The organism is Paraplanobispora siamensis (assembly GCF_016863175.1).
GTDB classification, from domain to species: domain Bacteria; phylum Actinomycetota; class Actinomycetes; order Streptosporangiales; family Streptosporangiaceae; genus Planobispora; species Planobispora siamensis.
In genome coordinates this window covers 28,720-46,240 of sequence record NZ_BOOJ01000033.1, presented here as the reverse complement: position 1 = coordinate 46,240, position 17,521 = coordinate 28,720, and the positions used below count along the sequence as shown (strand labels likewise).

The 17,521-nt window shown below is 72.5% G+C and carries 17 protein-coding genes; 4 read left to right on the top strand and 13 right to left on the bottom strand.

The window, feature by feature from the left end; all coding sequences use genetic code 11:
• Positions 1 to 64: 64 nt before the first annotated feature.
• Positions 65 to 1,042 (top strand): sulfotransferase family protein, encoded by a 978-nt coding sequence (locus Psi01_RS20560; RefSeq protein ID WP_204065679.1) that lies wholly within the window; start codon positions 65 to 67, stop codon positions 1,040 to 1,042.
• Between the two features lie 19 nt (positions 1,043 to 1,061).
• Here Psi01_RS20560 and Psi01_RS20555 read toward each other — a convergent pair whose 3' ends face one another.
• The gene (locus tag Psi01_RS20555) at positions 1,062 to 1,982 is read right to left on the bottom strand and encodes a glycoside hydrolase family protein (protein WP_204065678.1); all 921 of its coding nucleotides are present in this window, start codon (positions 1,980 to 1,982) and stop codon (positions 1,062 to 1,064) included.
• A gap of 214 nt (positions 1,983 to 2,196) precedes the next feature.
• On the opposite strand from Psi01_RS20555, the gene Psi01_RS20550 reads away from it, so the two are divergent.
• Together Psi01_RS20550 and Psi01_RS20545 are read left to right on the top strand one after the other, a co-directional pair.
• Positions 2,197 to 3,429 carry a multidrug effflux MFS transporter gene (locus tag Psi01_RS20550; protein ID WP_204065677.1) on the top strand — a complete coding sequence of 411 codons (1,233 nt, stop codon included), beginning with the start codon at positions 2,197 to 2,199 and terminating at the stop codon, positions 3,427 to 3,429.
• A gap of 52 nt (positions 3,430 to 3,481) precedes the next feature.
• Positions 3,482 to 4,321, top strand: a complete 840-nt coding sequence (locus Psi01_RS20545; RefSeq protein ID WP_204065676.1) for an alpha/beta fold hydrolase — start codon at positions 3,482 to 3,484, stop codon at positions 4,319 to 4,321.
• 33 nt (positions 4,322 to 4,354) lie between these two features.
• On the opposite strand, the gene Psi01_RS20540 is transcribed toward Psi01_RS20545, so the two are convergent.
• The 8 genes from Psi01_RS20540 to Psi01_RS20505 all read right to left on the bottom strand — a co-directional run bounded on the left by Psi01_RS20540 (position 4,355) and on the right by Psi01_RS20505 (position 11,868).
• Complete coding sequence (locus tag Psi01_RS20540; protein WP_204065675.1) at positions 4,355 to 4,891, bottom strand: GNAT family N-acetyltransferase; 537 nt, start codon at positions 4,889 to 4,891, stop codon at positions 4,355 to 4,357.
• Positions 4,888 to 5,880 (bottom strand): ABC transporter substrate-binding protein, encoded by a 993-nt coding sequence (locus Psi01_RS20535; RefSeq protein WP_204065674.1) that lies wholly within the window; start codon positions 5,878 to 5,880, stop codon positions 4,888 to 4,890. The genes Psi01_RS20540 and Psi01_RS20535 overlap by 4 nt, the downstream gene beginning before the upstream one ends.
• 16 nt (positions 5,881 to 5,896) lie before the next feature.
• Positions 5,897 to 6,649, bottom strand: coding sequence for an amino acid ABC transporter ATP-binding protein (locus Psi01_RS20530; RefSeq protein ID WP_204065814.1), 753 nt, complete (start codon positions 6,647 to 6,649; stop codon positions 5,897 to 5,899).
• 92 nt (positions 6,650 to 6,741) lie between these two features.
• Entirely contained in the window at positions 6,742 to 7,593 is an 852-nt protein-coding gene (locus tag Psi01_RS20525) for an amino acid ABC transporter permease (protein ID WP_239127871.1), read from the bottom strand.
• 138 nt (positions 7,594 to 7,731) lie between these two features.
• Entirely contained in the window at positions 7,732 to 8,103 is a 372-nt protein-coding gene (locus tag Psi01_RS20520) for a 4Fe-4S dicluster domain-containing protein (protein ID WP_204065673.1), read from the bottom strand.
• Positions 8,100 to 9,686 carry an FAD-dependent oxidoreductase gene (locus Psi01_RS20515; protein WP_204065672.1) on the bottom strand — a complete coding sequence of 529 codons (1,587 nt, stop codon included), beginning with the start codon at positions 9,684 to 9,686 and terminating at the stop codon, positions 8,100 to 8,102. The genes Psi01_RS20520 and Psi01_RS20515 overlap by 4 nt, the downstream gene beginning before the upstream one ends.
• Positions 9,687 to 10,057: 371 nt before the next feature.
• Entirely contained in the window at positions 10,058 to 11,308 is a 1,251-nt protein-coding gene (locus tag Psi01_RS20510) for an FAD-dependent oxidoreductase (RefSeq protein ID WP_204065671.1), read from the bottom strand.
• A gap of 29 nt (positions 11,309 to 11,337) precedes the next feature.
• On the bottom strand, positions 11,338 to 11,868 hold the full coding sequence (locus Psi01_RS20505) for a hypothetical protein (protein ID WP_204065670.1): 531 nt from the start codon (positions 11,866 to 11,868) through the stop codon (positions 11,338 to 11,340).
• A 92-nt stretch (positions 11,869 to 11,960) separates the two neighbouring features.
• Between Psi01_RS20505 and Psi01_RS20500 the strand changes: the two genes are divergently transcribed.
• A complete protein-coding gene (locus Psi01_RS20500; protein ID WP_204065669.1) occupies positions 11,961 to 12,452 on the top strand; it encodes a MarR family winged helix-turn-helix transcriptional regulator in 492 nt (163 codons plus the stop codon).
• Between the two features lie 101 nt (positions 12,453 to 12,553).
• Here the strand turns inward: Psi01_RS20500 and Psi01_RS20495 are convergent, their stop codons facing one another.
• Genes Psi01_RS20495 through Psi01_RS20480 form a run of 4 tightly spaced genes read right to left on the bottom strand, consistent with a single transcriptional unit; the run spans position 12,554 to position 17,368 of the window.
• Positions 12,554 to 13,768: an LLM class flavin-dependent oxidoreductase gene (locus tag Psi01_RS20495; RefSeq protein WP_204065668.1), complete on the bottom strand. Its 1,215-nt coding sequence runs from the start codon at positions 13,766 to 13,768 to the stop codon at positions 12,554 to 12,556.
• Positions 13,765 to 14,799, bottom strand: a complete 1,035-nt coding sequence (locus Psi01_RS20490; protein WP_204065667.1) for an LLM class flavin-dependent oxidoreductase — start codon at positions 14,797 to 14,799, stop codon at positions 13,765 to 13,767. Before Psi01_RS20490 ends, Psi01_RS20495 begins: the two co-directional genes overlap by 4 nt.
• Positions 14,796 to 15,974: an LLM class flavin-dependent oxidoreductase gene (locus Psi01_RS20485; protein WP_204065666.1), complete on the bottom strand. Its 1,179-nt coding sequence runs from the start codon at positions 15,972 to 15,974 to the stop codon at positions 14,796 to 14,798. Before Psi01_RS20485 ends, Psi01_RS20490 begins: the two co-directional genes overlap by 4 nt.
• On the bottom strand, positions 15,974 to 17,368 hold the full coding sequence (locus tag Psi01_RS20480; protein ID WP_204065665.1) for an NtaA/DmoA family FMN-dependent monooxygenase: 1,395 nt from the start codon (positions 17,366 to 17,368) through the stop codon (positions 15,974 to 15,976). Before Psi01_RS20480 ends, Psi01_RS20485 begins: the two co-directional genes overlap by 1 nt.
• Between the last annotated feature and the right edge of the window lie 153 nt (positions 17,369 to 17,521).

Genomic DNA, 17,521 nt, shown 5'->3' with positions numbered 1-17,521 from the left:
TTACATTATCCCACACATTTGGTAGGAAAATAAGGTATTTGTCACCCGGGATCGGAGGACGACGATGCCCCTGCCGGACTTCCTGGTCGCAGGCGCCCCCAAGTCCGGAACGACGGCCCTGCACGCCGCACTCCAGAGACATCCGGGGCTATACATGTCCCCCGTCAAGGAACCGAAGTTCTTCCTCACCGACGGCCCTCCGCCGGACCGGGGCGGTCCGGGCGACGCCCGGACCTACCGGGAGCACATCTGGCGGCGCGAGGACTACGAGGCCCTGTTCGACGGCGCCCCGCCGGGGACGCCACGCGGCGAGTCCACCCCGTTCTACCTCTACGACCGGCAGGCCCACAGGCGCATCCACGAGACCGTCCCCCGGGCGCGGATCATCGCGATCCTGCGCGACCCGGTCGAGCGGGCCCACTCCAACTGGACGCACCTGTGGTCGGCCGGCCTGGAGCCGATCGGCGACGTGGTGCGCGCGTGCGCCGAGGAGGAGCGGCGCATCGAGGCGGGCTGGGCTCATTTCTGGCACTACGTCCGGCTCGGCCGGTACGGCGAGCAGCTGGCGGACCTGTTCACGCTCTTCCCCCGGGAACAGGTGCTGGTGTTCAGGTACCGCGACCTGCTCGACAGACCCGGGCCCACGCTCGACCGCATCTGCGCCTTCCTCGGCGTGGAGCATGGCCTGCTCACCGAGGTCCCCCGGGAGAACGTGACCGCGCACCCGGAGGCGGACCGGCGGCACCGGCTGCTGTCGGCCGCCCTGCGGGCCGGCCGCCTGCTGCCGGGACGGCTGGGCGCGGCGCTGGCCGAGCCGGTCGAGGCCCTGCTCCAGCGGCGGGGCAAGGCGCGGCGCCCGCTCACCTGGGACCAGCGCCAGCGGCTCATCCCCTACTTCGCCGACGACATCGAGCTGCTGCAGCAGGTCACCGGCGAGGACTTCGGCGACTGGCTGCGGCCCAGGGAGCGCTCCGGGGGGCTGGTCGGCGCCCGTCCGCCCGGCCAGCGCCAGGCCCGCAACGGCCGCCCCTCGCCGGGCTGACCCGCGCGGCCCGGTGTCGTCAGGCCGACCGGCGCAGCTCGGTGCGCAGCTCGTGCGCGCCGTCGGCGCGGGTGTACTCGTAGTACAGCCGCACGTCGCCGTTCGGCAGGTCGACGATGTCGAGATAGCGCAGCCCCCCGCCCCGGTGCGGCGAGACCGCGGCGGGGGCGTCCCCCTGCGGCGTCAGGTCGGCCGGATCGGCTCCCACGGCGATCCCGGTCCGCTCCTCGTAGTTCTCCTGCGCGCTCGCCCGCCCGTCGTAGAACGCCAGCACCCCGTCATCGGTGAAGCGCACCGCGCTGATCCGCACCCCCCGGCCGTCCCACGCTCCGGGGCGGCCGCTCAGCGCCGTGCCGTGCCAGGTCCACTCCAGGCCGTCGGCGCTGGTGGCGTAGTCGGTCACCATCCGGTCGGTGTGGTCCGGATCGGCCAGCGGATGACAGGAGGCCCACAGATGCCACACCCCGTCCCGCCGTACGATCACCGGGTCCTTCACCCCGGTCTTCGGATCGCCGGGCAGGACCGTCGTGCGCGACCGGGAGTCGAAGCGGGCGGGGTCGTCGGCCTCGATCATCTCCACGCGCCAGTGCTTGGTCCCGGTCGTGGCGCAGCTCAGATACAGCCGCCAGCGTCCCTCGGGGGTGCGCACCAGCGCGGGCCGCTCCAGGGACTCGGTGTCCATCTCCTCACGTGTGATCGTCAGCAGGGTCTCGAAGCGCTCGCCGTCCGCGGAGCGCGCCACGACCACCGTGTGGCCCCGCCCCTGCCCGACGGGCCGGCGCAGCCGGTAGGCGAGATAGATCCGGCCGTCGTGCGCCACCGCGCTGGGCGCCCCGGCCCAGTGCCCCTCTCCGGGGGCGGGGGGCGCGACCGCGACGGCCGAGTGGACGGGGGCGGGCGGCAGCGCCGCACTGCGGGAGGCGCTCTGCTCGATCGACATGGGCACGAGGTTAGGTGCCGGCCGGAAGGCGTCCATGGCTCTTCACCCTTTCTTGGCGAAGCGGCGATATTCCATATATTACCTATTGACTTATAGGGGAATGTGACCCAGGGTCAAGAGTGGAAGCAGCCGGCCCCTCCCCTGCGGACCGCCGCCCACGAGCGCAGATCAGAAGATCAGAGAAAGAAAGAACCACCATGAGCACGGTCCCGCGGTGACGGCGGCCCCCGTCCACGCCGACAGCCCCACGTCCCCGATCACCCACGCGCACGGGCGGACCAGGATGTTCATCCTGCTCGGCGCGCTGACCTCGATAGGCCCGCTGGCCATCGACCTCTACCTGCCCGCGCTCCCCCGGCTCGCCGCCGATCTCGGCGCGAGCGCGTCCGCGGCCCAGCTCTCGCTCACCTCCTTCATGGTGGGACTCGGGACCGGCCAGGTCGTCGTCGGCCCGCTCAGCGACGCCTTCGGCCGCAGGCGCCCGCTGCTGATCGGTTTCGCGGCCTTCTGCGCGGTGTCCGCGCTGTGCGCGGCGTCCCCGTCGATCGGAGTGCTCGTCGCGCTGCGCCTGCTGCAGGGTCTGACCGCCGCCACCGGCGTCGCCCTCACCAAAGCCGTGGTGCGCGACCTGTACGGCGGGGTCGAGGCGGCCCGGTTCTTCAGCATGCTGATGCTGGTGACCGGCCTGGTCCCGCTGCTGGCGCCGATGCTGGGAGCGCAGCTGCTGCGGGTCGTGCCGTGGCCCGGGCTGTTCGGCGTCATCACCGCGGCAGGCGGGTTGCTGTGGCTCACCGCCCTGCTGGCCCTGCCGGAGACGCACCCGCCGCACCTGCGGACCGGCACCGCCCCCGGCGCGGTCGCGCGGTCGATGGTCGCGGTGCTCCGGCACCGCAGGTTCATGGCCCTCACCCTCACCGCGGCCTTCGCCAGCGGTGCGATGTTCTGCTACATCTCCGGCGCCTCGTTCGTCCTGCAGGAGGTGTACGGCCTGTCCCCGCAGGGTTTCAGCGTGCTGTTCGGGATGAACTCGGCCGGCATGATCATCACCGGGCAGCTGGCCGGGCGGCTCGCCGGGCGCGTGTCGATGCGCCTGATGCTGGCGGCCGGGCTGGCGCTGTCCGCGGTCGCCGGAGTGCTGCTGCTCGTGGCGGCCCTGGCCGGTCTCGGGCTTCCCGTCGTGACGGCCGCGCTGTTCCTGATGACCTCGGGACAGGGAATGATCTATCCCATGGCGCTGACCATGGCCATGTCCAGCCAGCCCACCTCCAGGGCGGGCAGCGCCTCGGCCCTGTTCGGCCTGGTGCAGTGGGTCACCGGCGGGATCACCGGCCCGATCTCGGGCGCGTTCGGCACCGGGACCGTGGTCCCGCTGGCCGTCACCGTGGCCGTCATGGGCCTGGCGGCGGGCCTGTCCGGGGCCGTGCTGCTGAGGAGAACGCACTCCTGAGAAGGCCGTGCCTCCCGGGAAGGACCGTGTCCCCGGTACATATGATCTTCGTATGACCACCTTCGAGAGCGCCGACGGCACCCGGCTCACCTGCCACCGGACCGGCGAAGGACCCCCGCTGGTCTGCCTGCCCGGCGGCCCCATGCTGGCCTCGGCCTATCTCGGCGACCTGGGCGGGCTGTCCGCGCGCCTGCCGACGGCGCTGCTGGACCTGCGCGGCACCGGGGAGTCCGCCGTCCCGGCGGATCCGGCCACCTACCGGTGCGACCGGCAGATCGAGGACGTCGAGGCGCTGCGCACGCACCTCGGACTGGAGCGGCTGGACCTGATGGGCCACTCGGCCGGGGCGACGCTCGCCCTGCTGTACGCCGCCCGGCACCCCGGCCGCGTCGGCCGTCTCGTCCTGCTCAACCCCAGCCCGCGGGCGGTCGATCTGGAGATCGCCGACCAGGACCGCCGCAAGCTCGCCGAGCTGCGCCGGGAGGAGCCCTGGTTCCCCGAGGCCTTCGCCGCGTTCGAGCGGATCTGGTCCGGCCGGGCCGCGGCCGGTGACTCGAAGGCGATCACGCCCTTCTTCTACGGCCGCTGGGACGACGAGACCCGGGCCCGCCTCAACCGGGAGACGGACCTGAGGAACGCGGAGGCGGCGGCCGGTTACTACGCCGAGGGCGCCTTCGACCCGAAGAGCGTCAGATCCGCCCTCGCGGAGCTGCGGGCGCCGGTCCTGCTCGTCACGGGCGAGTACGACCTCGCGCTGCCGCCCGAGCGCGCCGCCGAGTACGCCGGGCTGTTCCCCTCGGCCGAACTCGCCGTACAGCCGGGCGGCGCGCACTATCCCTGGCTCAGCGATCCCGGGTGGCTCGTGGAGACCCTGACCCGGTTCCTGCGCTGACGACCGGTCCCGCGCCGGCGGGCGGGGCGCGGCTCAGGACGCGTGATCCAGGTCCTTGACGAAGGCGAGCGGCCCCTCGGCAGGGCGGTCGTCGACGTCGAAGCGGGGCGTGTACCCCGCGGCGAGATAGAGCGCCGCGGCCTCCGGCTGGCGCGGTCCCGTCGTCAGGTACACCCGGCGGTATCCCAGCCGGAGGGCATGCCGTTCCAGCTCCCGCACCATCAGGCGGCCCAGGCCGCTCCGGCGACGGTGCGGGTGCGTCCAGACCCGCTTGAGCTCGGCGGTCACGGCGTCGTAGCGGCGGAACGCGCCGCCGGCCACCGTCTCGCCGTCCGCCACGAGGATCAGGAAGGCACCGTGCGGCGGGGCGAACTCCCCGGCCGGATACCTGCCCAGCTCGTCGTTCGGGCCGTACCGGGAGGTGTACTCCAGGTCCAGCCCGGCCAGCAGCGGGGCGACTGCGGGATCCTCCATGCCGACCAGGCGCACCTCGGCGGCGGGCTCGCCCGCACCCCCGATCCGGCCGGCGAGCCCGTTCGCCCGGCCCGTCCCGGCGGCGAGCCCGCTCATGCCCCCTGCCTCGGCAGGCCGGGCGGGTTGACCTGCGACTCGGGGATCGCCTCGTTGCCCAGGCCCCAGCGGTCGAGCACCTCCTTGTACTTGCCGTTCCCGATCACCGTGTTCAGCGCCTCGCTGACCGGTTTGACCAGCCCGTTGTCCTTCTTGGTCATGGCCGCGATGAGTCCCTGCAGATCGGGCCCGGCGCCGGAGAACGTGCCGACGATCCGGGACCCGCCGCTGACGGCGATGTTGTAGGCGATGGACGGGTTGGGGCCGAAGTACGCCTGGACGCGGCCGGACTTCAGAGCCAGCAGGACGTCGCCGTACTTCTGGTAGTACAGGATCTCGGCCGGCTTGAGGCCCGCCTCCTTGTTCTGCCTGTCCCAGTCGAGCAGGATCTTCTCCTGGTTGGTGCCCGAGCCCACCGAGACCCGCAGCCCGGCGATGTCGGCCGGCTTGCCGATCTCCTTGATCGGGCTGTTCTCCGGCACCTGCCAGCCGAGCTGGTCGACCCGGTAGGTCGCGAAGTCGTAGAGGTCCTTGCGCTCCTCGGTCACCGTGACGTTGTTGAAGACGACCTCGTACCTGCCCGACTTGGCGGCCAGGAACAGGTTCTCCCAGGAGCTGGTCTGCGGTTCGATCTCCAGGCCGAGCACGTCGGCCACCAGCTGCGCGATGTCGGTCTCGACGCCGATGATCGTGGTGTCGTCGGTGGCCGGGAACGTCAGCGGGGGCGAGCCCTCCCCGCTGAAGCCCACGGTGAGCTTGCCGTCCTCGGCGACGCCGGCCGGGACCTGGGAGGCGATCGAGTCGACCTTCTCGGCGCGGACGCGCTTCTGGTCCGGGCCGAGGTTGAGCGTCCTGCCGCTCACGGCGGGCGCGGCGGTCCCGTCGCCGGCCGCGGTCGCGGGCACGATCTCGGGCTCGGCGCCGCAGGCGGTCAGGGCCAGCAGGAGGAACGCGGGCAGGGCGAGCGCCCGCGCGGCGGTGGCGTGCATGTGCGATTCCTTCGAGTCAGAGGACCTTGCCGATGAAGGCACGGGTGCGTTCGTGGCGGGGGGCGTCCAGCACCTGGGCGGGCGGGCCGGACTCGACGACGAGCCCGGCGTCCATGAAGACGACGGTGTCGGCGACCTCGCGGGCGAAGCCGATCTCGTAGGTGACCACGATCATGGTGGTGCCGCTGCGGGCCAGGTACTTCATGACCTCCAGCACCTCGCCGACGAGTTCGGGGTCGAGCGCGGAGGTCGGCTCGTCGAACAGCACCAGTGCGGGCTCCAGGGCGAGTGCCCGGGCGATGGCCACCCGCTGCTGCTGGCCGCCGGACAGCGTCCGCGGGTAGGCCTCGGCCTTGTCGGCCAGCCCGACCCGCTCCAGCAGCCGGGTGGCCAGCGCCTCGACCTCCGCGCGCGGCCGACGCTGGGCCGACAGCGGCGCCTCGGTGAGGTTCTGCCGGACCGTCAGGTGGGGGAAGAGGTTGAAGGACTGGAAGACGAACCCGATCTGGGTGCGCTGCCGCAGGATCTCGCGCTCGCTGAGCTCGTGCAGCCGGTCACCCACCTGGCGGTAGCCCAGCAGCCGGCCGCCGACCCGGACCGAGCCGCGGTCCACCTTCTCCAGGTGGTTGATCGTGCGCAGCAGGGTGGACTTGCCCGAGCCGGAGGGGCCGAGGATCACGGTGACCTGTCCCTGCTCCACCGTCAGGTCCACCCCGCGCAGCACGTGCAGCGAGCCGAAGCTCTTGTGGACGCCGCGCAGCTCCACCATGGCGTGCTCCCCGGCGGTTCCGTCCCCGGTGGCGGGGTTCCCGGGGACGGGGTCTCCGGCGACGCGGTTTCGCACGGTACGGCTCCCGCCGCTCATGCGCGTCCCCTGCCGTAGTGGCGCTCGACGTAGTACTGCACGATCGACAGCGCGGTGGTCAGGATCAGGTACCAGACGGCCGCGACCAGCAGCAGGGCCATGACCCTGCCGTTGCGGTTGTAGATCACCTGTACCTGGTAGAACAGCTCGGGCAGCGCCATGATGTAGACCACCGATGTGCCCTTCACCAGCCCGATGATCTCGTTGCCCGCGTTGGGCACGATGGTCCGCATGGCCTGCGGCAGGATGATGCACAGCAGCCGCCGGGTCCGCGGGATGCCCAGGGCCGCCGCGGCCTCGCGCTGGCCGTGGTCCACCGAGAGCAGGCCCCCGCGCACGATCTCGGCGGCGTAGGCCGCCTGGTGCAGTGCCAGCCCCAGCACCGCCGCGGTCAGCGGGCCGATCAGGTCCATGGTCCCGATGTCGAAGAACGCCGGGCCGAACGGCACGCCGAACGACAGCCGGGGGTACAGCAGAGCCAGGTTGTACCAGAACAGCAGTTGCAGGATGAGCGGCACCGACCTGAACAGCCAGACGTAGCCCCAGGCCACCGACGACAGCAGGCGGTTGGGCGACAGCCGCATCAGCGCCAGCAGCGTGCCGAGGGCGAAGCCGAGCACGATGCCCATGACCGTCAGCTCCAGGGTGATGACGACCGAGCGCACCACCGACGGCGCGAACAGGTACTGCCCGACGATCTCCCACTCCCAGGCGGGGTTGGTGATCAGGGCGCTGGCCGCCATCGCCAGCAGGACGAGCACGCCCGCGACGGCCACCCAGCGCAGGGGGTGGCGGGCGGTGACCACCTCGGGCGGCCGCTCCTCCCGCAGGAGCGGCTGCGCGCTCACCTCGGAGAGCGTCACGGCCCGGCCCCCGGAAGGCTTCGCGATCCGTGCCCGGGACCGCCGCTGCGCTTCGACACTGTGGTGCTCCGTTCTCCGGCTCTCACCGGGAGGTCCTCCGGTTCTCACCGGACGCGATCAGGGTCAGGAGATGATGACGTCGGCCGGCGACGCGGCGGGGACGGCTCCGCCGGCGTCCGGCAGCGGCGGGCCGACGGCGAGCAGCGCGCCGGGCGTGCGGCCGTGCCCCCAGCCGATCTGCCTGCGGTAGCTGCCGAGCAGTCCCCGCTCGGCCAGGTCGGCCTCGTCGGGGGGTTCCGGCAGCGGGTGGGCTCGGGGGGCCACGAACAGCGCGTCGGCGGGGCAGTACGCCTCGCACATGAAGCAGGTCTGGCAGTCGCTCTGCCTGGCGATCAGGGGCACGCCGTCGGGGCCGTGGTCGAAGACGCCGGTCGGGCAGACCTCGACGCACTTGTCGCAGGCGATGCACCGCCCGCGCGAGACGATCTCGATCATGAGGCCGCCGCCACCGAGATCAGGCCGGGCTCGGGCGCCGTCCACACCTCGTCCAGCCCGCCCGAGACGATCCGGTAGTGCTGGCCGGGGTCCTGTCGCGGGAAGTCCTCGCGCTTGTGCATGCCCCGGCTCTCCGTCCTGGTCAGTGCGGAGGCGTACATCCAGCGGGCGTGGGCGGCCATCGCCGCCGCCGAGCGGGCGCGCGCCACCTCGGCCCCGTCCGCGTGCAGCGCCCGCCGGGCCTGCGCCCAGATCTGGTCGAGCGCGGCCAGAGCGGGCGCCAGCCGGGCGCCGTGCCGCAGGTAGTTCTTCTCGTACGGCAGGACCTCCCGCTGGACCGCCTCGACGACCTCCCGGTACGGCTGCCGCGCGCCGGCGGACGGCCGCAGCCCGGCTCCCCCGGCCCCGCGCGCGGGGCGCCGCGCCGATCCGGCGCCCAGGGCGCGGGCGTGGCGGGCGGCCGCCTGCCCCGCCCAGGTGCCGGAGGACATGGCCCAGGCCGCGTTGTGACTGCCGCCACCGGTGAACCCGCCGCAGATCGGCTCCCTGGTGGCCGCGTCGCCCGCGGCGTACAGGCCGGGGACGGAGGTCGAGCAGTCGAAGCCGGTCAGGCGGATCCCGCCGGTCCCCCGGACGGTCCCCTCGGCCAGCAGCGTGACCGGGAACAGTTCGGCGAACGGGTCGATGCCCTGACGGTCGAAGGGCAGGAAGAAGTTGGGCTGAGCCAGCCGCATCGCCCGCCGTACCTCCTCGTCGGCCCGGTCGATGCGGCAGAACACGCGTTCCGACAGCAGCGCACGGGCGATCACCGAGCGGCCGCGGGTGCTGCCCGCGCCCTCCAGGACGCTGCCGTCCTCGTGGTAGAAGGTGGCGTAGGAGTAGAAGGCCGTCTTGGTCACCGAGGTGAACTCCGGGGCGATGGCGTAGGCGTTGGAGAACTCCATGCCGGACATCTCGGCCCCGGCCTCGGCGGCGAACAGCGCGCCGTCGCCGGTGTTGACGTCGCAGCCGAGCGCCTTGCTCAGGAAGGCGCAGCCGCCGGTGGCCAGCACCACCGCGCCCGCCCGCACCCGGTAGGCCCGGTCGTGCCGCCTGCGGTGACCGGCGGCTCCGGCCACGGCGCCGTCGGGGTCGACCAGCAGTTCGGTGACCGGGCTGTGGTCGAGGATGCGCACTCCCGCACGCCTGGCCCGCACGCGCATGCGGCGCATGTACTCCGGTCCCTGGAGACCGCGGCGGATCTGCGCGCCGTCCTCCCCTACCGGGAAGGGATAGCGGCTCACCTCCGCCAGCTCGTTCATGTTCGCGTAGGTCTGGTCGAGCACCCGGGCCATCCACTCCCGGTCGGCCAGGTATCCGCCCAGCCCTTCCCGGGAGGCCATCGCCCGCTCGCGGGCCGCGGGCTCGGGCCGGACGTACCAGACGCCGGTGCCGGCCGCGGCCGTCGCGCCGCTGGTGCCCAGGTAGCCCTTGTCCACCAGGATCACATCGGCCCCGGCCTCGGCCGCCTTGATCGCGGCCCAGGCGCCGGCGGGGCCGCCTCCCGCGACGAGGACGTCGGCGGTGAGATCGAGTTCTGTCATGGTCGCTCCTTCAGAAGGTGCGTCGGCAGGCCGGAGTCCCCGCGGGTGCGGGTCCGGTCGGCCGGAGGGATCACGCGAGGAGGGCTGCGATGCGCACCGCACCCTCACGGGGTGTGAGGACGACAGGAGAACGGGAGAACGGAGAAACCGTGATCAGCGACACTGCGCGCTGGTGACGTGGCCGAAGTCCACGTGCGGGCGCCGGGTCAGGTGAAGGCCCTGGCTCATACCAACGAACCTAAGATCCATCCGAGATAAAGTCAATATTACCTACTGGGTTTACATGAAATATCTCCGCGGCGGTCCCGCGACCGGTCAGCGGGACCGGCCGCGGGACCGGCCGGGTCACCGGGAGCGCCCTCGGAGACCCGTCAGCCGAAGACCCGGTCGCGGATCGCGGGGACGGCGTTGAACATCCGCAGGGCGACCTTGGAGACGGTGAAGGCGACCGGGTTGCCGGTGACGGACTGCCGCAGGGCCTGGACGGAGGCTTTCACGGCGGCGAAGCCGTACTCGCGCATCTGCCGCTCGTACCCGCCGATCGCGGCGGTCACGCCCGCCGGGTGCGAGCCGGCCGCGACGAGGCTGCGGCACAGCAGCTCGGCGTCACGCAGAGCGGTGTTGGCGCCGATGCCCCGTGACGGCGGCATGCTGTGGATCGCATCGCCGAGCACGGTGACGGTACTCGGCGGCCACGCGGCCACGGGCACGGCGGTGCGGATGGTGAAGGCCGAGACCGTGGCGGGAGCCGACTCCTGGATGATGCGACGCAGGTGCGGATGCCAGGTGGCCGCGAGATCCTGCGCGAGACAGTGCAGCCGCGCCCGCGGCATCCGGTCGAGGCCGGTGCGCGGCAGCGTCGCCCGCCTGGCGCTCAAGCCCCAGACGAGATAGTCGCCGCGATCGGCCGGCTGCAGGTGCTCGGGCAGGTCGGTGCCGGACCGGTACTGATGGGTGGCCAGGAAGACGTTGCGCCCGCCGGGGGCCAGCACCATGGCCGGCCCCCGGTGCAGGTGCGCCGGCAGGAGGGAGAGGGTCTGCGGAGTGAGCGGCAGGCGGCCGGCGATCCCGTCGACCCCGGTGTCGGCGCGCTCGGCGTGCGGCAGCAGCTGGGCGCGGACCCGGGAATGGGTGCCCTCCGCCCCGACGAGCACGTCGCCGGTGGCGCGGCCGCCGTCGGCGAAGTACGCGGTGACCGTACCGTCGGGTGCGGTCTCGTAGCGGCGTAGCTCCTTGCCGAACCGCACCCGGTCACCGAGGCCGTCGAGCAGGATCTGCCGCAGTGTGAAGCGGTTGATCGAGCGGTGCGCGGCGATCGGGTCCGGCCGGGCTCCGGCCTTCAGCACGTCGACGGAGAGCAGTTCGGTGAGCTGCTCGGTCAGGAAGGCGAACGCCTCCGGCGGCCGGCCGCAGGCGGACTCGAACAGCGCGAACCGCTCGGCCGGCAGGCAGGCGTGCAGCGCACGGCTGCCGTCGGGGTCGATGTGGATGCGGTAGCCCTCCTTGAAGGCGTCGGGAGCGGCGGCGCGCTCGAAGACGGTTACGTCCGCACCGGCTTGGTGCAGCCCTTGGGCCAGGCAGAGACCACCGATGCCGCCACCGGCGATGAGAACACGGAGCATGGTCGTTCCTGTCGAGGTCGGACGGCCGCTCAACGGCCGAGGAGGATGAGGTGCCGGGCCATGCCGAACAGCCAGACCACGGCAAACGGGATGAAGACGGTGTTTCGGATGGCGAACGTCGTCACCGCGGCCACGTCGAATCCGGCGGCGACCGCACCACCGGCTAGCCTTGCCACCGCATCGAGCAGCAGATTGAGCAGGAGGAAGCAGACGGTGAACAGGGCCAGCTGGACGAGCAGCGCCGGCCAGTGCCGGACGGCGCCGCGCAGCAGCCGGTGCGCCGCGGCGCCGGCGCCGCCCTCCAGCAGGTACGGCTCCTCCCGAGCCGCCAGGCGGGCGACGACCACCAGCAGGACAAGCCGTAGCGCCAGGGTCACCAGGTCGAGGGTGACGGCCACCGGCCCCGGCCGTTCCGGCCACACCACTCCGGCCACGCGCTCGACCGCCGGAACCCCGGCCAGTGCGGCGATGACCGCGAGGTGCGCGCGCAGGAACGACAGCGCCCACCAGGGCACGTCGAGAACGGAGGACGTCAGCGAGCCCCGGATGTCAGGCGACATGCCCACACCACTTTCCCTAAAAAATTTAGCTAAATCATTTAGGGATATTTGTACGGGTCGGCGCCGCCGACGTCAAGTCGTTGGAGATCCCAGTGAGCACATCTGACGCCACCGGACGCCGGGCGCTCCAGCACCACCTGGGTCAGCAGCTCGGCAGCCGGTTCAGCACCGCGGTCGTGCTGTTCCACGCGGCGGCCGCCGAACGGATCGGGCTCAACGTGACCGACTTCCGGTGCGCCGAAGTGCTGCTCCGGCTGGGGCCGACCCACCCGGGCCGGCTGGCCGAGGCGACGGGCATGTCGTCCGCGGCGACCGCGCAGGTGCTGAACCGGCTGGAACGGGCGGGGCTGGTCCATCGGGAGCCGGACCCGGCCGACGGGCGGCGCACGATCGTGCGCCCGGCTCAGGACGGTGAGACCGTACGGCTCGTCGGTGAGATCTTCGGCCGGTTCGGCGGCCGGGTCGCCGCCGTCGTCGACGCCTACGACGAGGCACAGCTGCGCACGGTCCTGGATTTCGTCACGCGGACCGCCGAGATCCTCGAGGACGAGACGGCCGCGCTGCGCCGTACCCGCCGGCGGTGACGTACCGGCGGCGGAGCCGGGACTTCACCGCCGCCGAGCCCCGTCCTCCACGCCCGGAGTCCGTGATCAGCTCTTCGGCGTGGAGGGCTTCGAACACCTTCTCAGCGCACCGGGGCGTGCGCCTGCCACACCTCGGCCAGCAGCTCGTAGGAGCGCACGCGGTCGGCGTGCTCGTGGGTGATGGTGGTGACCAGCAGTTCGTCGGCCCCCGTGACCCGCTGCAGCACCCGCAGCCTCTCGGCCACCGTCTCCGGGGAGCCGATGAACTGGGTGTCGGTCCGGTCGGCGACCAGGGCCCGGTCGGCCTCGCTCCACACGTGGGCCTCGGCCTGCTCCGGGCTGGGATACGGGATGGCGCCCTGGCCGCTGCGGATGCTGCGCACCCAGAGCCCGTACGGCGCGGCCAGCTCCGCCGCGGTGGCGTCGTCCTCGGCCACGACCACGTCCGCGGAGACGATGACGTACGGCTCCGCCAGCACCTCCGACGGCTTGAACGCCTCCCGGTAGGCCTCCACGGCCTCCAGCACGGTGGCCGGGCTGACGTGGTAGTTCGCCGCGAACGGCAGCCCACGCTCCCCCGCCGCTTGGGCGCTCTGCCCGCCGCTGCTGCCCAGGATCCACAGCTGCACGTCGGCGCCCTCCCCGGGCACGGCGTGCGCGGTCAGCCCTTCGGGAGTGACGTAGGTGCCGCGCAGGAACGCGATGATGTCGTCGACCTGCTCGGCGAAATCGGGGGTCTGCGCCCCGGGCTGCTGCAGCAGCGAGGCCTGGAAGGACAGCTGCGGGGATTTCGCCAGCGCCGACCAGTCGAACGGGGGCGGGATGAGCAGGCCGCCTACGACCGAGGACTCCGCCGGCCGGGCGGTGGCCCGCGAACCCTTCCCACCGGCCGGGCGGACCGAGGCGTCCCGACCGCCCGGAGCACCCGGAGCGCCCGGATCGCTCCCGCCCGCCAGTTCGGCCCTGCGCTGGCCCGAACGACCCAGTCCCAGGTCGAGCCGGCCGGGATGCAGCGCGTCGATGAGGCCGAACTGCTCCACCACGGCCAGCGGCGTCTGGTGACCGAGCTGCACCGCTCCGGAACCGACTCTGATCCGGCTGGTCGCGGCGGCCACCAGGGTGATCAGCACGGCGGGGGCCGAGCTGGCCACCCCGGCGGCGAAGTGGTGCTCGGCCAGCCAGTAGCGCCGGTAGCCGAATTCCTCCGCGCGCCGGGCGAGGTCGAGCGTGTTGCGCAGCGCGTCGCCCGCGCTGCCCCCTGACGGAATCGGCGCCAGGTCGAGAACGGACAGGGGGGCGGGCAGTGGAACTGTCATGACAGCCCTTCCGGGAACGGCCTGCTGGGGATTTCCTTGCGCAGCACGGGGGCGATCTCGGCCTGGAACAGCTCGAGCGCGGCGCGGTGCTGCCTGTTCGTCAGCCCGTCGGCGTCGGCGTGCAGGTGCATGACCTCGTGGCCGAGCCGCGCGTGATAGCGATGGACCTTGTCGATGATCTGCTGGGGACTGCCGACCAGGATGGAGCCGCGCTCGATGGCGTCCTCCAGTGAGTGGAACACCGGCGGCGCGCCGTACCTCCTGAACGTCTCCTGACGGGCGTCGAAGACGGGCCGGTAGGTCTCGACGGCCTCCTGCGAGGTTCGGGCGGCGTAGTAGCCCGCGCTGCCGGCGCCCACCAGGGCGTCGGCCGGGTCGTGACCGTGGTGCGCCCAGCGTTCCCGGTAGTGGGCGACCAGCTCGGCGTAGGGCTCGACCGGGTGGGTGACGTTGGCTGAGAACAGCGGGTCGCCGTGGCGGGCGGCCAGGTCGACCGAGTCCGTGCTGGTGGCGCTGCCGTGCCAGACGCGGATCGGCCGCTGCAACGGCCGGGGCAGGGCCTCGGCGCCGGTCAGCGGCGGCCGGAACCGCCCCGACCAGGTCACCTTGTCCTCGCGCCAGAGCCTGCGGAACAGCTCGTAGCCCTCACGGTTGCGCTCCCACTGGTCCTCGGCCGTGACGCCGAAGAGCCGGGCCTGCGCGGTCCCGTTGCCCTTGCCGATGATCAGTTCCAGGCGCCCGCCGGACAGGTGGTCGAGCGTGGCGTAGTCCTCGTAGGCCCGCACCGGGTCCAGGAGGCTGAGCGTGGTGACCGCGGTGAACAGCCGGATGCGCGAGGTCCTGGCGGCGACGTGGCCGAGCACCACCGGCGGGGAGGAGGAGATGAACGGCCGCTCGTGCCGCTCCCCCACGCCGAATCCGTCGAACCCCAGTTCCTCGGCCAGGATCGCGTTGTCGACGACCTCGCGGAGGCGTTCGGTGGTGGACGTGCGCCCGTCGTGCGCGATGAGGGTGATGGCGAGGAACTTCACACCGCGGCCGCTCTCCGGTAGCGGCTGTCCGGCCGGGGGAGGCCGAGCAGCCCGCGCAGGGTGGCGGCCTCGTACTCGCTCCTGAAGGCGCCGCGCCTGCGCAGGGCCGGGACCAGCCGGCGGGTGATCGCCTCGAGGTCGTGCGGTACGGCCCCTGGCCGCAGCCGGTATCCCTCGATCCCCGCCCGCTGCCAGTCCAGGAGCAGATCGGCCAGCTCGTCGGCGGTGCCGGTGAACACCGCCGCGTCGGAGGTGAACTCGGCGCCGTCGAACTCGTCGAGCTCCGCCTTGCGGTCGGCGGCGTCCTCGCCCAGGAAGACGACGAGATCGGCGAAGATCTTCAGCGGCTCCCCCTCACGCGGCAGGGCGCGGATCCGCCCGGCGATCGCCTCGGCCTCCGTACGGCTGTGCGGGGTCACGTAGACGATGTCGGCCGAGCTCACCGGCAGTTCGTACGGCACGCGGGAGTGGCCGTGGTCGAGCACCGTGACGATCGGCTGCCCCTGGGGCGGCCGGGGCGTGATCGACGGTCCCCTGACCGAGAAGCGCGCCCCGGTGAAGTCGATGTAGTGCAGCTTGTCACGGTCGATGAACCGGCCGGTGGGCACGTCCCGGATCTCGGTGTCGTCCTCCCAGCTGTCCCACAGGCGGCGGGCCGCCTCCACCGCGTCGGCGGCCTCGCCGAACAGGTCCGCCAGCAGGTCCGTGTCCGGCCACCGCGGGTCGAGGGGCGGGAGCCTCCGGCGCCCGAAGTGCGCGGCCTCCGTCCTGCGCGGGGAGACCTGCACACGCCAGCCTGCGCGCCCGGCGCTGACGTGGTCGAGGGTGGCGATGCCGATCGCCACGTGGAACGGCTCGGTGTGCGTCGTCGTCGCGGTGGGTACCAGGCCGATCCTCGTGGTGAGGGGGGCGAGCCTGGCCGCCAGCAGCACCGCGTCGAGGCGGCCGCGGACCTGGTCGGCGCGCTCGTCCGGCCCGTCGGGGAGCGTGGACTGCAGGCTCAGCGCGTCCTCGATGGTGACGAAGTCCAGCAGGCCGCGCTCGGCCTCGGTGACGAGCTTGGCCCAGTGGCGGGCGGTGAACAGCTCCCGGGGATCGACCGCCGGGTCGCGCCAGGCGGCGGGGTGCCAGCCGGCGCCGTCCAGGGCGACGGCCAGGTGCAGGGGAACGGTCATCACGATGCTCCTTCCCGGGCGGGGCGGGGTACGGCGAGGCCCGGACGGTCGCGCGGGGTGGGGCCGGGTGCGGCGAGGCCCAGATGGTCGCGCAGGGTCGGGCCGGTGTACTCGGTGCGGAACACGCCCCGCTCCTGCAGGATCGGCACGACCTCGTCGACGAAGTCGTCGAGCCCGCCGGGGGTCAGGTGGGGCACCAGGATGAAGCCGTCGGCGGCCTCGCCCTGCACGAACTCCTCGATCCGCCGGGCCACGGTCGCCGCCGACCCGACGAACGACTGGCGGCCGGTCATCTCGATGACCAGCTCACGGATGGTGAGGTTCTTCTCCTCGGCCACCGCTCGCCACTTCGCGGCGACGGCGGTGCGGTCGGCGAGCCGTACCCGGCCCTGGGAGAGTCCTTCCTCAGGTTCGGGATCGACGCCGGGCAGGGGCCCGTCGGGGTCGTAGGCGGACATGTCCCTGCCCCAGACCTGTTTTAGGAAGGCGATCGCGGTCTGCGGCCCGACCTGCTGACGGCGGATCTCGGCCGCCTTCTCGGCCGCCTCGGCGTCGGTGTCGCCCAGCGCGAACGTCGCCGCCGGCATGATCTTCAGCTCGTGCGGCTCGCGGCCGTACCTCGCCAGGCGGCGTTTGACGTCGGCGTAGAAGGCCTTGCCCTCCTCCAGCGTGCCGTGCCTGCTGAAGATGACGTCGGCGGTGGAGGCGGCGAACTCCCGCCCCTCGTCCGAGTCGCCCGCCTGGATGATCACCGGGTGACCCTGCGGGCTGCGCGGCACGGTGGAGCGGCCCTCGACGGTGAAGTGCCGGTCGTCGTGCTGGACCGTTCCGATCGCCCGCGGGCGGACGAACACACCCGCGGCCTGGTCGGCGACGATCGCGTCGGGCCGCCATGAGTCCCACAGCGCGCGCGACAGCCGGACGAACTCCGCAGCCCGCGTGTAGCGGTCGGCCCGGTCGAGGAAGCCGCCGCGCCGGAAGTTCTCCCCGGTGAAGGCGTCGGAGGTGGTCACCACGTTCCACGCGGCCCGGCCCTCGCTGAGGTGGTCGAGGGTGGCCAGGCGCCGGGCGAGCTCGTATGGCTCGTTGAAGGTGGCGTTGACCGTGGCGGCCAGGCCCAGCCGATCGGTGACGGCGGCCAGGGCGGACAGCACGGTCAGCGACTCCGGCCGCCCGACCACGTCCAGGTCGTGGATGCGGCCCTTGAGCTCGCGCAGGCGCAGCCCTTCGGCCAGGAAGAAGAAGTCGAACCTGCCGCGCTCGGCGGTGCGCGCCAGGTGGACGAACGAGGTGAAGTCGATCTGACTGCCCGAACGGGGATCGGCCCAGACCGTGGTGTTGTTGACGCCGGGGAAGTGCGCGGCCAGGTGGACCTGCCTGCGCGGCGCGCTCACGAGACCTGCCGGGAGCCGCGGTTGACACAGGTGGAAGGGTTCACGAGCTCTCCTCGTTTCGCACGGGGCATGCCGGGCGCTATTACCTAGTTAAACAGTAGGAAAACCAGGTTTATCTGTCAACGCATGTCCTGAAGCGGCATCCCGGGAGGA

Coding starts and splice junctions, on each gene's coding strand:
- Psi01_RS20530 (WP_204065814.1), bottom strand. CDS start 6,649: ATGGTGGAGCTGCGCGGCGTCCACAAGAGCTTCGGCTCGCTGCACGTG.
- Psi01_RS20510 (WP_204065671.1), bottom strand. CDS start 11,308: ATGCTCCGTGTTCTCATCGCCGGTGGCGGCATCGGTGGTCTCTGCCTG.
- Psi01_RS20505 (WP_204065670.1), bottom strand. CDS start 11,868: ATGTCGCCTGACATCCGGGGCTCGCTGACGTCCTCCGTTCTCGACGTG.
- Psi01_RS20555 (WP_204065678.1), bottom strand. CDS start 1,982: ATGTCGATCGAGCAGAGCGCCTCCCGCAGTGCGGCGCTGCCGCCCGCC.
- Psi01_RS20485 (WP_204065666.1), bottom strand. CDS start 15,974: ATGACCGTTCCCCTGCACCTGGCCGTCGCCCTGGACGGCGCCGGCTGG.
- Psi01_RS20560 (WP_204065679.1), top strand. CDS start 65: ATGCCCCTGCCGGACTTCCTGGTCGCAGGCGCCCCCAAGTCCGGAACG.
- Psi01_RS20515 (WP_204065672.1), bottom strand. CDS start 9,686: ATGACAGAACTCGATCTCACCGCCGACGTCCTCGTCGCGGGAGGCGGC.
- Psi01_RS20495 (WP_204065668.1), bottom strand. CDS start 13,768: ATGACAGTTCCACTGCCCGCCCCCCTGTCCGTTCTCGACCTGGCGCCG.
- Psi01_RS20545 (WP_204065676.1), top strand. CDS start 3,482: ATGACCACCTTCGAGAGCGCCGACGGCACCCGGCTCACCTGCCACCGG.
- Psi01_RS20535 (WP_204065674.1), bottom strand. CDS start 5,880: ATGCACGCCACCGCCGCGCGGGCGCTCGCCCTGCCCGCGTTCCTCCTG.
- Psi01_RS20520 (WP_204065673.1), bottom strand. CDS start 8,103: ATGATCGAGATCGTCTCGCGCGGGCGGTGCATCGCCTGCGACAAGTGC.
- Psi01_RS20540 (WP_204065675.1), bottom strand. CDS start 4,891: ATGAGCGGGCTCGCCGCCGGGACGGGCCGGGCGAACGGGCTCGCCGGC.